Below are 13,314 nucleotides of genomic sequence, written 5' to 3'. Positions count from 1 at the left end.
GTCAACGAAAATGCCCACAGGTCGGGACGTGCCCGCTCGACGGGACGTGCCCGCTGGGCTGGACATGCCCCGCGCCCGGGCCGGCCGGTGGGCATAGTGTCATTGTGCCCAGTCCCGGGGGTAAAGAATGGGCATGTCCCACTGGCGCTAAAGTGTCCTGGCGCTGCCTAACCCCCGCCGAACTAACGAAAATGCCCACAAGTCAGTGCGCCGCCAGCCGAGCGGAGCGGGCGCGAAGGGCCCTGCGAAGGTCTGCCTATTGCTGCGGGGCCTCGGCGACCGTCACCCTGACTTGTCCGGCGGGCACATCGGCGGGCTGCCAGCCGTTGCGTTCCGGCCGCGCCCAGCCACGGCCGTCCACCTGGACATCGATGATCGAGAGCGCTTTTGCGTTGGCTACCGCCCACTGCGCCATGGCCCAGGCCCGGGGGCCGTCCGCCTCGATTGTCAAGGTCCGGCCGTCTGCGGAGGCTGTCAGCCCGCCGAAGGCCTCGGTCAGCCGCTCCTGCACCGCACCGGCGTCCCCCGCCTCGTCGGCGGTGCGCAGTGAGCAGTCCAGGCCTGCGGCGGTCTGGCCGCTCAGCGCGGAGGCGAACGCCCGGGCCATCACCTCGTGCTGGGCGTAGGCTTCCGGGAACGCGGAGCGCTGAACCCGCTGGGCGGCGTCGGTAATCTCCAGCGTCTGGTAGCCGGGAACTTTCAGCAGGGCGCTGTAGAAGGAATTGCTCGCGTAGTAGGGATCCATCACCTGTTCCGTGGTGCCCCAGCCCTGGGACGGCCGCTGCTGGAACAAGCCGCGGGAGTCCGGCCCGGCCTGGTCACCGTGGCTGATGTTCCGCAGTTTGGATTCCTGCATGGCCGTGGCCACGGCGATGCTGGCAGCCCGGGCTGGCAAGCCCCGGCGGACGGCGACCGCGGCGATCAGGGCGGCGTTCGCGGCCTGGTCCGTGGCAAGTTCGCTCTCCCCGCCGCCTGGCGCCGTGCAGCGTTCGGCGACCAAGGTTTCCGAGCGCTGCAGGAACAGCACCGCCGTGTAGATGCCGCCCGCGACCATCGCGAGGGTCAGCAGGAGCACGATCCGACGGCGCCAGATGGATCTTCGTGCCACGAATCTACTCCCTCGGGCCCTTCCGGGCCGGTCCATTTTCACACCGCATTGTCCGCAGGCATCGAGTCCGCAGGCATCTTGTCCGCGCTAAGTGTCCGGCAAAACCTCAGTTGGCGTGCAGCGCCTTGTTGAGCTCGACGGTCTGGCCCTTGCGCGGGAGCACTTCCACTTCGCCCGTGGAGGAGTTGCGGCGGAACAGCAGGTTGGGAACACCGGAGAGCTCCACCGCCTTGACGATCCGGGCGGTGTCCTCGCCGTCGGCGTCTTTGCCGCCCACCACGCGTATCCGAGTGCCGGCCGTAACGTAGAGACCGGCCTCGACGACGGAATCGTCGCCGATGCTGATGCCCACGCCCGAGTTGGCGCCGAGCAGGACGCGCTCGCCGAGGGCGATCTTTTCCTTGCCGCCGCCGGACAGGGTTCCCATGATCGACGCGCCGCCGCCGACGTCGGAGCCGTCACCGGCAACCACGCCGGCAGAGATCCGGCCCTCGACCATGGAGGTGCCGAGCGTGCCGGCGTTGAAATTCACGAAGCCCTCGTGCATGACCGTGGTGCCTTCGGCCAGGTGCGCGCCCAGGCGGACGCGGTCGGCGTCGGCAATCCGGACACCGGAGGGGATGACGTAATCCACCATCCGGGGGAACTTGTCCACGCCGTAGACGGTCACGGCGCCGCGCTTGCGCAGCCGGGCGCGGGTCAGCTCGAAGTCCTCGACGGCGGCGGGCCCGAAATTGGTCCAGACGACGTTGGGGAGCTTGCCGAAGATGCCGTTCAGGTTGATGCTGTTCGGCAGGACCAGACGGTGGGAGAGCAGATGCAGGCGCAGGTAGGCGTCCGCCGTGTCCGCGGGGGCCTCGTCAAGGTGAATCTGGACGAAGACGACCTGCTGTTCGGTGCCGCGGTCGGCGTCGCTGCCGGCCTCTGCAATGTCCGTCAGTGTCCGGTCGGCGCGTTCGACGTCGCGAAGATTCCCGGCCGCGATGCCGAGCGCCGGTGCCGGGAACCACACGTCCAGCACGGTGGCTTCACCGTTCCGGGTGGACACGGTGGCTAGCCCGTAGCCGTATGCGGAACGGGAGTCGGCGGGCACGGCGGAAGAAGCGGTCTCAGTCATGCTCCAAGTCTATAGAGCGCGTCCGCGCACCCTGAAACCGGTGACGGCGTCCATATACAGTGGAACGGTGACTGAGCCTACTACCCCCGCCCGCCTGGACCCCCGCCAGGACGTCGCGCTGCTGACCGCGGAACTCATCGACATCTACAGCGTCTCCGGCGAGGAAACCCTGCTGGCCGACGCCGTGGAGCATGCTCTCCGCTCGATCCCGCAGCTGGAGCTGGTCCGTGACGGGGACTCGATCGTCGCCCGCACCAACCTCGGCCGCGCCGAGCGGGTGATCCTGGCCGGTCACCTCGACACCGTGCCGCTGCCGACGTCGGACGGTTCCCTCGGGACGGTCCCGTCCTGCTGGCCCTCGGGAGCGCCCGGCGAAGGCGCCCTCTACGGCCGCGGCGCCACCGATATGAAGGGCGGCGTCGCGGTACAACTCGCGCTGGCCGCCGGCTTGTTCGACGGCGGCACAGGGCCGGACAAGGACGTCACCTTCGTCTTCTACGACCACGAGGAAGTCGAAGCCGTCAAGAGCGGGCTCGGCCGGCTCGTCCGGAACCACGGGGGGCTGCTGGGCGGGGACTTTGCGATCCTGCTGGAACCCACCAACGGCACCGTGGAGGGCGGCTGCAACGGAACCATCCGCTTCGAAGCAACCATGCTCGGCGAAGCCGCCCACTCCGCGCGCGCCTGGATGGGCAGCAACGCCATCCACGCCGCCGCCCCGATCCTTGCCCGGCTGGCGGACTACGCGCCGCAGACCGTCACCGTGGACGGCCTTGACTACCGGGAGAGCCTCAACGCCGTGAAAATCAAGGGCGGTACCGCCGGGAACGTCATCCCGGACAAATGCGTTGTCGAAATCAACTACCGCTTCGCCCCGGACAAGACCGCGGATGAGGCGGAGGCCCATGTGCGCGAACTGCTGGCGGGGTTCGACGTCGTCCGCACCGACAGTGCTCCCGGCGCGCGGCCGGGATTGAACCACCCCGCCGCCGCGTCCTTTGTCGCCGCCGTGGGGGCCGAGCCGAAACCCAAATACGGCTGGACCGACGTCGCACGCTTCAGCGAACTCGGCATCCCGGCCGTGAACTTCGGCCCCGGCGACCCGCTGCTGGCGCACAAGGACAGCGAACATGTGGAGGCCGACGCGATCCGCGAATGCCTGCGCGTGCTGCGGAGCTGGCTGACGCAGTAAGCCTGCACGGAACGAAGAAGGTCCGGAACCCCCGTAGGGATTCCGGACCTTTTTCGCGGGCGCAGCGGCGTCTACGGAGGGCCCGCGTTTCCGACCTGCAGGTGTGCGGTCGCATCAGCTCCGGCCGTGCCCCCGGCCGCCTTCTTGGAACCGCGCCGCTCGATCCAGATGGCGAGGCGCGAAACCGCAAGGTTGATCGCAATGTAGATGGCCGCCGCAACGAAGAACACGGGGAACAGGAACTGCGGCCCGAGGAAGTCCGCCATGACCTGCACGGCACGCAGCAGCTCGCCGTAGGCGACGATGTACCCGAGCGAGGTGTCCTTGAGTAGCACCACGAGCTGCGCGACCAGCGAGGGCAGCATGCGCCGGATGGCCTGCGGCAGCTCGACGGTCAGCCGCGACTGAAAGCTCGTGAGGCCGATCGCCAGTCCTGCCTCACGCTGGCCCTTCGGCAGCGACTGGATGCCGGCCCGGATGATCTCGGCAAAAATTGCCGAGTTGTAGAGGACAAGGCCGGCCACGACGGCGACGAAGGAGCTGGTGGCAAAGACGAGCAGCACGAACAGCATCATGAGCACTACGGGCATGCCGCGCAGGAATTCCAGCACAATCCTGGTGGGCACCCGGATCCATGCGATCTCGGAAATGCGCAGCAGGCACAGGAGAAGGCCCAGCGGGAAAGCAATCACGGCCGCCACCGCAGCGGCGCTGAGCGTGGCGCCGAGGCCGTTGGCGATCAGCGTCCAGACATCAGCCTGGCCGAAGATGGCCCAGCGCCGGCCCTCGAAGATTCCCTGCTGGGCCAAAGTCGTGACAGCCAGGGCGAGGAGGGCACCGATGACGATGATCCCCACGATAGAGCCGATCAGGGAAACCCGGCGGGCCTTGGGACCCGGGACGTCGTAGAGTACTGAGCTCATCGGGCGATCGCCACCTTTCGTTCAACCACATTGGCGAGGTAGCCAAGCGGGACGGTTATGAGCAGGTAGAAGAACGCGACCCCGACCAGCACCCACATCACGGCGTCGCCGTTGGCGTTGGCCAGCTGCTTGCCGTAGCCGAAGAGTTCCAGCACGAAGAACGCTCCGGCCACGGAGGAGTTCTTCACCAAGGCGATGAGAATGTTGATCAGCGGAGGGATAACCGTCCGCAAAGCCTGCGGCAGGATGATCAGGGACAGCACTTGGCTGAATTTCATCCCGATGCTGCGGGCGGCCTCGGCCTGGCCCACGGGCACACTGTTGACGCCGGAGCGGACCGCCTCGGCGATGAAGGCCGCAGTGTAGGCGCTCAGGGCGATGATGGCGGCGACTTCGAACTGCTGGAAGGTCACCCCGAGGCGGGGCAACACCACGGCAGCGAAGAAGAAGGCGATGGTCAGCGGGGTGTTCCGGACAATTTCCACGTACGTCATGCTGAAGCCGCGCAGGGCGGCGACGGGCGATACGCGGGCTGCCGCGAGCAGGGTACCAAAAATTAGAGCCAGGATCCCCGAGACCACGGCCAGGAAGAGGGTTCTGAGAAAGCCGTCCCAGTACTGGGGGAGGCTTTCAATGATGACGTCCATAGATTCCTTCGGCTGCCTTGAGGGGATTCGAGCGGAAGACGGGAGTGGCGGTTGCCGGAGCGGCGACGGGCGCGCGCCCCGGCAACCGCCACACCTGACTAGTAGCGGTTGAGCGCGGGAAGTTCCGGAGCGGTCTTGATGACTGCGCCCGCGGTGGCTTCCCATGCTTTCTTATAGGAACCGTCCTTGGCAAAGGCTTCCAGCTGGTCGTTGATCCAGCCGCGGAAGACCTTGTCGTCTTTCTTCAGGCCGATGCCGTAGGGCTCCTTGGTGAACGTCTGGTCGGAGGCCAGCTTGAAGGCGTCCGGTTCCTTGTTCACGAAGCCGGCGAGGATGACGTTGTCGGTGGTGATCGCTTCAACCTGCTTGTTGCGCAGCGGCTCGAGGCAGGCGGAGTACGTGGCGGCCGGAACAAGGGTCGCTCCGTACTTCTCCACGATGGTGCCTGCCGGGGTGGATCCGGTCACCGAGCAAACGTTCTTGCCCTTGACGTCTTCCGGCTTGGTGATGGATGTGTTGTCCTTGTTCACCATGAGCGCCTGGCCTGCTTCGTAGTACGGGCCGGCGAAGTCGACTTCCGTCTTGCGCTTGTCATTGATCGTGTAGGTGGCGATGATGATGTCCACCTTGCCCTGCTTGATGAACTGCTCGCGGTTGGCGGAGACCGTCTCCACCCATTCGATCTTGTCGGCGGGGATACCGAGCTTGCCGGCGACCAGCTTGCCGATTTCAACGTCGAAACCGACCGGCTTTCCGTCGAGGCCCTTCTGGCCGAACAGCGGCTGGTCGAACTTGGTGCCGATGGTGATCTTGCCCGCGGATGAGAGCTTGGCCATGGCGGTGTCGGCGGCGAAGCTCGGTTTTTCGGCCACGGGCGGGTTGGATGTGGAGGACGTGCCGCCGCAGGCGCTCAGGCTGAGCGCCAGAACTGCGGATGCGGCCACCAGAAGGGATTTCCTTCGGGTCAAAAATGCCTTCATGACATACCTTTCATTGGACGGCCGCCGCGCGGCGGCCAGGGAGCGAACTCGGAGTGAAGCAGTGGGTGGGAACCTTGGATCAGTGGGTCAGCAGCTTGGACAGGAAGTCCTTGGCGCGGCTGCTCTTGGGATTGGTGAAGAACTCTTCGGGGGTCGCGTCCTCGACAATCTGGCCGTCGGCCATGAAGACCACGCGGTCCGCGGCCTTGCGGGCGAAGCCCATCTCGTGGGTGACCACGATCATGGTCATGCCTTCCTTGGCCAGCTGGATCATGACGTCGAGGACCTCGTTGATCATTTCCGGGTCAAGGGCGGACGTTGGCTCGTCGAAGAGCATCACCTTCGGCTTCATCGCCAGGGCCCGGGCAATGGCGACACGCTGTTGCTGGCCACCGGAAAGCTGGGCCGGAAGCTTGGGTGCCTGGTGCCCTACGCCGACGCGTTCCAGCAGCGCCATCGCGTCCTTGTCCGCCTCCGTCTTGGACATGCCCTTGACCTTGATGGGCCCGAGCGTGACGTTCTCCAGGATCGTCTTGTGCGCAAAGAGGTTGAACGACTGAAAGACCATGCCGACGTCGGCGCGCAGCTTGGCCAGTTCCTTGCCTTCTTCGGGGAGTTCCTTGCCGTCGATCTTGATGACGCCGTCGTCGATTGTCTCGAGGCGGTTGATGGCGCGGCACAGCGTTGACTTGCCGGAGCCCGACGGCCCGATGACAACCACAACCTCGCCCTTGCGGACGGACAGGTTAATGTCCTTCAGGACGTGCAACTGGCCGTAATGCTTGTTGACGGCATTCAGGGAGACGAGCGCATCGCCGGGCACTTGAGTAGTCATAAGAAGAATCTAGCGAACATTAGCGGCATATGACTGCAATCACTCCGACTTCCTGGAGATCGTGATTCAAGAGATACCTGCAGGTCAGGACTCTCGCGGCAGGGTCGGCCAACCTTCCGGGCACGCGGCAGCCGACGGGCCCTGAAGGGGAATGCAAGGTGTTCCGCGCTACCCTGTGGGCATGAGTACCGATCCGCAATACCGCCCAGGCCAGGACCCGAAGCAGGACGCTGCGGCAAAGCCGGCCACCGGAAAGCGCGAAACGCAGCCGGCAAACGGCATCCGGCGCAAGGGCCCGCTGGAGCTGCGGCGCAAACAGGCCAAGGTCACCATGTCCGACCAGACCCTGCTGGACACCAAGGGTCCGGGACAGTTCGTCCACACGGATCCGTGGCGCGTCCTGCGGATCCAGAGCGAATTCGTGGAAGGATTCGGCGCCCTCGCCGACCTCGGCCCGGCGGTGAGCGTCTTCGGCTCCGCCCGCACCCTGCCCGGTAGTCACAACTACGAACTCGCCGTAGAGGTGGGCCGGAAGCTTGCCGAGGCCGGTCTGGCCGTCATCACAGGCGGCGGCCCGGGATCCATGGAGGCCGCCAACAAGGGAGCGGTACAGGGCAACGGGGTGTCGGTTGGCCTAGGAATCGAACTTCCCTTCGAGCAGGGCATGAACCAGTGGGTGGACCTGGGCATCAACTTCCGCTATTTCTTTGCCCGCAAGACCATGTTCGTGAAGTACGCCCAGGGGTTCATCGTTCTGCCCGGCGGGCTGGGAACCCTCGATGAGCTCTTCGAAGCGATGGTCCTGGTCCAGACCCGCAAGGTGACGTCCTTCCCGATTGTGCTCGTGGGGACGGCCTTCTGGAGCCCGATGATGGATTGGATTCAGACCACGCTGGTGTCAGAGGGCATGGTGTCCGAGCCTGACCTCGACCTGGTACAGGTGGTGGACGATCCGGCGCTCGCCGTCGAGCTCGTAGTGGCGGGTGCCGCCCGGCACCGGAACCCGAACGGCCACAACCCCGGTCCGGGAACTGGCACCCACCCCCGGTAACACCGCGCCCGGCCGAGCCGCCAGAGTGAGCTGAACAGCCGGGCTGGGTTGCCGGGGGGCCGGCTTCTGGCACGATGGGGTTGTGAGTTTCTTCCTGGTTTTCCTTGCGATAGCGCTGATCGGCGTCGCCGTCCTGCTCGGCACACGTACGGCGTCGAAAATCTTCCGCCGACGCGGCGGCCATAACGACAGCACGTTGCACGACGGCGGACTGCCGCCCCTCGACGACGGCTTCGACGAGCCGGGGGCCAATCTGCCGCCGGTGCTGCTTCCTGCCGAGCCGGAACCGGCCGACGTCGACCGCCTCCGCTTTGCCGTGGGCCTCCGGGGCTACCGGATGGACCAGGTGGACCAGGTGCTGGACGAGCTGCGGGACAGGCTCGCCGCCAAAGACCTGAAAATTGCGGAGCTCGGAGCGGAACTTGACGGTCGGCGGACCGCGCCGGGGCAAGCCCGTGAATAGGGAAACATCGCATAGGGAAACAGCGGATAGGGCGACGCCGCAGAACGAAACGGCGCACCAGGAAACGCCGAGCGGTCCTGATAACCTGCCGGCCGGTGTCCCTGACCTGACATCGCCGGGCGTGAACTCTGGAGCCTGGCACCGGATGGCCTCCGCCGGCGCCCGGGTGGCGCGGTGGCCGTGGTGGATCCAGGTGGCCGGGCTGTACCTGGCGGCGCGACTCGTCAGCGCCTGGATCTTCATGGCAGCGGCCCTGCACCAGGGCGTCAACCCCTGGTTTCCGGCCAAGCCGGACTATTGGCTGTTCGTCAACGTCTGGGATGCCCGCTGGTACGGCGAAGTCCTGCAGAACGGCTACCCGGAGGTCCTGCCGACCGATGCGGCAGGCAGTGTGCAGGAGAACGCCTGGGCTTTCTACGCCCTGTTCCCGATGCTGGGCCGGGTGGTTGCCGGCGTGACGGGGATGGACCCCGCCCTTGCCCTGACGCTTATCGCCACGGTCTGCGGTCTGGCGGCGGCCCTCGTGGTCTACAGCCTCTTCCGGCACAAGGCGTCGCACCTCACCGCGCTGTGGGGGACGATCTTCTTCGCGACCTTCCCGGTCTCGCCGGTGCTGCAGGTGCCGTATGCGGAGTCACTGAACCTCCTCCTGCTCGCGGCCGCATTGCTGCTCGTGGTGCGGCGGCGCTATCTGTGGGCCATGCCCGTCGTCGTGCTGATGTGCCTGTCCCGGCCCACCGGCGTGCCGTTCGCGGCCATGGTAGGGCTGCTGTTCCTCTACCGGGTTTGGCAGCGCCGGGCTGCCCGCCGGCAAGGGGATGACGGCCTCGCGACAGGCGCCGGACAGACAGGCGCCGGACAGGCAGGCGCCGTGCAGCACAGCAACCCGGAACTATGGTCCCTGGCCGGGCTGACCGCCGTCAGCGGGATCGGCGCCCTGCTGTGGCCCGCGATTGCCTGGGCCGCCACCGGAGATATCCAGGCCTACACCAGGACGGAATCCGTCTGGCGCGGCGGCGACCTGGTGCCCTTCAAGCCCTGGTTCGACACGGGCATCCTGCTGTTCGGTCCGGCGCTGGGTGTCCTGGCGCCGTTCGTGTTTGTTGCCGCCTTCGTCCTCGTCATGATGTCACGCCCGGTGCGGGCGCTTGGCCCTGAACTGCGCCTGTGGTGCGCCTGCTATCTGGGCTATCTGCTGATCTTCCTGCATCCGCAGACGAGTACCTTCCGGATGCTGCTTCCGCTGTTCCCGCTCGCCTTGAGCGCGGCCCTGATCTCCCGGTCCCGCGCCTACCGAGGCACCGTGGTGGTCATGTTCCTGCTGCTCCAGATTGTCTGGATTGTCTGGCTCTGGGCGTGGGCGCCGTTGCCCGGCGGAGGGGACTATCCGCCGTGACGCATGTTACCTTTCCGGGCTGCCGGCCCGGCATGGTGCGGCGCGGCGGAATGTCCAACGATTAGCTACCGGCGCGTTGTTACGGGATAATAGTTGGTAAGCAAGGACAAGAAGCAAACTGAGCTTGTGGCCCTGATGTCTCCCATCACGGCGACCGGGCAGCTTGATTGACTAAGCGGACACAGCCCGGTCGGGCTGGTAAGTCACTGGACCAATGGAGGGGATATTCCTTATGGCGGCTATGAAACCACGCACCGGCGACGGCCCGATGGAAGTTACCAAAGAGGGACGCAGCTTGATCATGCGTGTTCCGCTGGAAGGCGGGGGACGGCTCGTGGTCGAACTTAATTCCGCCGAAGCCACAAACCTGAAAGAATGCCTCGTCGGCGTTACCGAGTAGCTTCACCCCACACTTCCGCCAGAGGGCGGGACCGGCATCCGGTTGGCTGCCGATCCCGCCCTCTGTTTGGTTGCCTGCCAGTACCCGGCCGCTGCGCTACTTCTTGACGGCGCTACTCCTTGACAGCGCTACTTCTTGACAGCGATCAGGAGGCCATCGCCGGTGGGCAGCATGGCTGACGAGAGGCGGTCGTCGTCGCGGATGGCCTTGCCCACCTGGCGAAGGACCACCGTGGTGGCATCCCGGGCGGCCGGATTGGCGACGCGGTCCTTGTCCAGGGCGTCGTTGACGATCAGCAGGCCGCCTGATTTGAGCAGCCGGGTGGCCTGTTCCACATAGCCGGGGTAGTTCGGCTTGTCGGCATCGATGAACACTAGGTCGTAGGCGCCGTCGGTCAGCCGGGGCAGGACGTCGGCAGCCCGGCCGGAAATGGTGCGGGTGCGGTTGGCCGGGCTCCCGGCTTCCTGGAACGCTTCCCGGGCGGCCTTCAGGTGTTCGACGTCGACGTCGATGGTGGTCAGGACGGCCTGCGGCCCCAGGCCCCGCAGGATGCAGACACCGGACACCCCGGCACCGGTGCCGATCTCGACGGCGGTCTGCGCTTTCGAGGCGGCGGCGAGCACGGTCAGGACTGCGCCGACGCCGGAGCCTACCGGGGTGACGCCCAGCTCGAAGGACCGTTCGCGCGCGTGCAACAGGACCTCATCCTCGGCAGGCAGATCTTCTGCGTAGGACCAGCTCGTGGACTTATCGGCGCTCATGGGGGTATCACTTTCTGGGCGGCAGAGGGAGTATTGTCTCCAGCGTACTGTGTTCTGCGGGGCCCGGACGGGAGGCGCCTCCGCTGCGGATGTGATGGCGGACACCACGGTTCCGCCGTGGGCAGAAGGCCCCTCCGCGTCAGGAAATTCCCAGCTTGTTTTGAAATGATGGGTATCCGCTCATCCGCGTGGTGATCGGCGCCGAATCAAGGATGAAGCAGGAGCTTGCCGCCGCAAGCACCGTCCACGGCGTTAGTACCATCCATGAGGGGAGCGGACGATGTCGGTTCAGACAGTTGTCCCTGAAACTGAAGAGTCCCGGCTCACGGCCGAAGCCGAATGGGTCCGGCCCAGCTGGGAGGAAGTGGTGACCAACCACTCCGCGAAGGTTTACCGCCTCGCGTACCGGCTGACGGGCAACAAGTTCGACGCCGAAGACCTTACCCAGGAAGTGTTCGTCCGGGTCTTCCGATCACTCGCGAACTTCAAGCCGGGCACCCTGGATGGATGGTTGCACCGGATCACCACAAATCTCTTCCTTGACCAGGCCCGGCGCAAGAGCCGGATCCGCTTCGATGCGCTGTCAGAAGACGCCGAGTCGCGGCTTCCCGGACGCGAGCCGGGCCCGGAGCAAAGCTTCGAATTCAACAACCTTGACCTCGATGTTCAGGCCGCCCTCGAAGAGCTGCCGCCGGACTTCCGTGCGGCCGTTGTGCTCTGCGACCTTGAAGGCCTGTCCTACGACGAGGTGGCGGTGGCCCTCGGCATCAAACTCGGAACCGTGCGCTCACGGATCCACCGCGGCCGGACCATGCTCCGGGAGAAGCTCGCGCACCGCGACCCGCGCCCCAAACAGTCCCTGAAGCCGCGGCTTGCGATGCCGCGCATCGCCGGCCTGCTCTGAACCGGGCGATGGGCTCACTCAAACGATGGCGGCAGAGCCGGCACAAGCCGCGGCACCGGCACCTGGAGTTGTGCACCGAGTGCCTGCTGCAGCAGCGCCGGGAGCGCCAGTACCTTGAACGGCTCCGCGGCGCCGGGATCCCCAGCGCGAGCCACGACCTGACCGCACGCCTGCTGGCCCGTACCGAGAAACTGGCCTCGGAACAGCCGGCGGCGGCAGCCGCACCGCGGAGCCCCGGTCCGCACCGCGGGCGGCGGCTCGCGGCGCTTGTGGCTGGAAGTGCGGCAGCCGCCGCGACGCTGATGGCAGGCTCCGCCTACCTCCTCGGCGGCGACGCCCCGCCGCTGGCGGCAGGGGTCACGTCATCTGCCTTCCTGCAGAAGGACCTACCCAGCGGCGAAGGAACATCCGCCGGTGCCGGTGCCGCCTCCCGCCTGAGCGTCGCTGGCGAACCCGACATCACCCCGGCCGGAGCGCTCACCGCGGTGCAGCTGAACGGGCTGCGCTCCCAGGGATGGACATGTCCCGACCTGGGGGAGCTGGGCTACCGCTTGGTCTGGGCCAGGGGCGGCGTGGTGGCTGGCGGGGAGGTCCTGGAACTGCGGCTCACTGACGGACAGCACTTCGCGACGGTCATGGAACAGCACGGAGGTCCGGACGTACTGCCGTTGCCCAGCGGCACACCGCCGGTCAATGTGCTCACCGGCCGCCCCGCACCCGCTGACGGCTTCACCTCGGTACACGACGGGCTCTGGGTAAACCCGGCGGCGCCCTTCCGTGCCATCTATCAGACGTCCGCCGCGACGTTCACGTACATTTCGGATCAGCCCGCAGAACAGGCGGACGACGGCGTGGCGGCTCTGATGCGGGCCGGCTCCGTTGGCGCCGCGGCGGATCCGGCTCCGGGCACACCAGCGGTCGGAGCCGGGGAAAGCCATGCGGGCGGTCTTAAGGCGCGGATGGAGCGCGGACTGGGCCGGATCCTGGAGTTCCTGGCGCCGTGACGCGGGCATTTCCGCTGGGTCGCCGTCGTGTGGCAGCGCCGAATCGTCTCTGCTCCGGTTGAGAGGGTAATCTTCCTACAGTGCTTGGAATCAATGGACCGGAGTTCTTACTTCTGCTGATCATCGGCCTTCTGGTGATTGGTCCCAGCCGGCTGCCCGAATACACCCAGAAACTTGCCAATATCGTCAAGGAAGTCCGCCGCATGGCATCGGGGGCGCGGGAGCAGATCAAGGACGAAGTCGGCATCGACATAGATGACGTCGACTGGAAGAAGTACGATCCCCGGCAGTACGATCCGCGGCGAATCATCAAGGAAGCGCTGCTGGACGATGACAGCAAGCCGGTCAGCGCCGGTGCACCGGCCGCGGTGTCGGTGGCCGCAACGGCCGCCGCCGCGGAGCAGCGCCCGGCCCGGGTCATCGAGCGGTTGCCCGACGGCGAGTCCGCTCCGTTCGACTCCGAGGCGACCTAGGAGCGGGATCTCGGCCAGCGCGGCCTCCTGGCCCGATCCGGGCGGCTGGAGCCCCATGGG

Annotated in this window: 15 protein-coding genes; 8 read left to right on the top strand and 7 right to left on the bottom strand. The window is 66.4% G+C overall.

Features of this window, described 5'->3' with window-relative positions; all coding sequences use genetic code 11:
* Positions 1-256: 256 nt before the first annotated feature.
* Positions 257-1,108 carry a hypothetical protein gene (locus AC50X6_RS15660; RefSeq protein WP_494967098.1) on the bottom strand — a complete coding sequence of 284 codons (852 nt, stop codon included), beginning with the start codon at positions 1,106-1,108 and terminating at the stop codon, positions 257-259.
* 106 nt (positions 1,109-1,214) lie between these two features.
* Complete coding sequence (gene dapD / locus AC50X6_RS15655; protein WP_494967097.1) at positions 1,215-2,225, bottom strand: 2,3,4,5-tetrahydropyridine-2,6-dicarboxylate N-succinyltransferase; 1,011 nt, start codon at positions 2,223-2,225, stop codon at positions 1,215-1,217.
* Positions 2,226-2,292: 67 nt separating this feature from the next.
* On the opposite strand from dapD, the gene dapE reads away from it, so the two are divergent.
* The gene (gene dapE / locus AC50X6_RS15650; RefSeq protein ID WP_494967096.1) at positions 2,293-3,417 is read left to right on the top strand and encodes a succinyl-diaminopimelate desuccinylase; all 1,125 of its coding nucleotides are present in this window, start codon (positions 2,293-2,295) and stop codon (positions 3,415-3,417) included.
* A 71-nt stretch (positions 3,418-3,488) separates the two neighbouring features.
* On the opposite strand, the gene AC50X6_RS15645 is transcribed toward dapE, so the two are convergent.
* The 4 genes from AC50X6_RS15645 to AC50X6_RS15630 form a co-directional block, all read right to left on the bottom strand.
* Positions 3,489-4,340 carry an amino acid ABC transporter permease gene (locus AC50X6_RS15645; RefSeq protein WP_494967095.1) on the bottom strand — a complete coding sequence of 284 codons (852 nt, stop codon included), beginning with the start codon at positions 4,338-4,340 and terminating at the stop codon, positions 3,489-3,491.
* The gene (locus AC50X6_RS15640) at positions 4,337-4,987 is read right to left on the bottom strand and encodes an amino acid ABC transporter permease (RefSeq protein WP_494967094.1); all 651 of its coding nucleotides are present in this window, start codon (positions 4,985-4,987) and stop codon (positions 4,337-4,339) included. Before AC50X6_RS15640 ends, AC50X6_RS15645 begins: the two co-directional genes overlap by 4 nt.
* Before the next feature lie 98 nt (positions 4,988-5,085).
* On the bottom strand, positions 5,086-5,967 hold the full coding sequence (locus tag AC50X6_RS15635) for a glutamate ABC transporter substrate-binding protein (protein WP_494967093.1): 882 nt from the start codon (positions 5,965-5,967) through the stop codon (positions 5,086-5,088).
* A 79-nt stretch (positions 5,968-6,046) separates the two neighbouring features.
* Positions 6,047-6,802, bottom strand: a complete 756-nt coding sequence (locus tag AC50X6_RS15630; protein ID WP_326965759.1) for an amino acid ABC transporter ATP-binding protein — start codon at positions 6,800-6,802, stop codon at positions 6,047-6,049.
* A gap of 181 nt (positions 6,803-6,983) precedes the next feature.
* On the opposite strand from AC50X6_RS15630, the gene AC50X6_RS15625 reads away from it, so the two are divergent.
* The 4 genes from AC50X6_RS15625 to AC50X6_RS15610 all read left to right on the top strand — a co-directional run bounded on the left by AC50X6_RS15625 (position 6,984) and on the right by AC50X6_RS15610 (position 10,112).
* Positions 6,984-7,853, top strand: a complete 870-nt coding sequence (locus AC50X6_RS15625; protein ID WP_494967092.1) for an LOG family protein — start codon at positions 6,984-6,986, stop codon at positions 7,851-7,853.
* An 82-nt stretch (positions 7,854-7,935) separates the two neighbouring features.
* On the top strand, positions 7,936-8,316 hold the full coding sequence (locus AC50X6_RS15620) for a DivIVA domain-containing protein (protein ID WP_494967091.1): 381 nt from the start codon (positions 7,936-7,938) through the stop codon (positions 8,314-8,316).
* A gap of 145 nt (positions 8,317-8,461) precedes the next feature.
* Positions 8,462-9,712 carry a putative hexosyltransferase gene (locus AC50X6_RS15615; RefSeq protein ID WP_494967127.1) on the top strand — a complete coding sequence of 417 codons (1,251 nt, stop codon included), beginning with the start codon at positions 8,462-8,464 and terminating at the stop codon, positions 9,710-9,712.
* 232 nt (positions 9,713-9,944) lie between these two features.
* Complete coding sequence (locus tag AC50X6_RS15610) at positions 9,945-10,112, top strand: DUF3117 domain-containing protein (protein WP_069949162.1); 168 nt, start codon at positions 9,945-9,947, stop codon at positions 10,110-10,112.
* Between the two features lie 128 nt (positions 10,113-10,240).
* Here the strand turns inward: AC50X6_RS15610 and AC50X6_RS15605 are convergent, their stop codons facing one another.
* Positions 10,241-10,873 (bottom strand): O-methyltransferase, encoded by a 633-nt coding sequence (locus tag AC50X6_RS15605; RefSeq protein ID WP_494967090.1) that lies wholly within the window; start codon positions 10,871-10,873, stop codon positions 10,241-10,243.
* Between the two features lie 280 nt (positions 10,874-11,153).
* Between AC50X6_RS15605 and sigE the strand changes: the two genes are divergently transcribed.
* The 3 genes from sigE (at position 11,154) to AC50X6_RS15590 (ending at position 13,254) form a co-directional block, all read left to right on the top strand.
* Entirely contained in the window at positions 11,154-11,777 is a 624-nt protein-coding gene (gene sigE / locus AC50X6_RS15600) for an RNA polymerase sigma factor SigE (protein WP_326965756.1), read from the top strand.
* A gap of 8 nt (positions 11,778-11,785) precedes the next feature.
* Entirely contained in the window at positions 11,786-12,781 is a 996-nt protein-coding gene (locus AC50X6_RS15595; protein ID WP_494967089.1) for an anti-sigma factor, read from the top strand.
* Positions 12,782-12,861: 80 nt separating this feature from the next.
* On the top strand, positions 12,862-13,254 hold the full coding sequence (locus AC50X6_RS15590) for a twin-arginine translocase TatA/TatE family subunit (RefSeq protein ID WP_326965754.1): 393 nt from the start codon (positions 12,862-12,864) through the stop codon (positions 13,252-13,254).
* Positions 13,255-13,314 lie beyond the last annotated feature (60 nt).

The sequence above is a fragment of the Pseudarthrobacter sp. HLT1-7 genome (assembly GCF_059383435.1).
The sequence above is the reverse complement of the archived record's forward strand: the minus strand, read 5'-3'. Positions and strand labels throughout refer to the sequence as shown.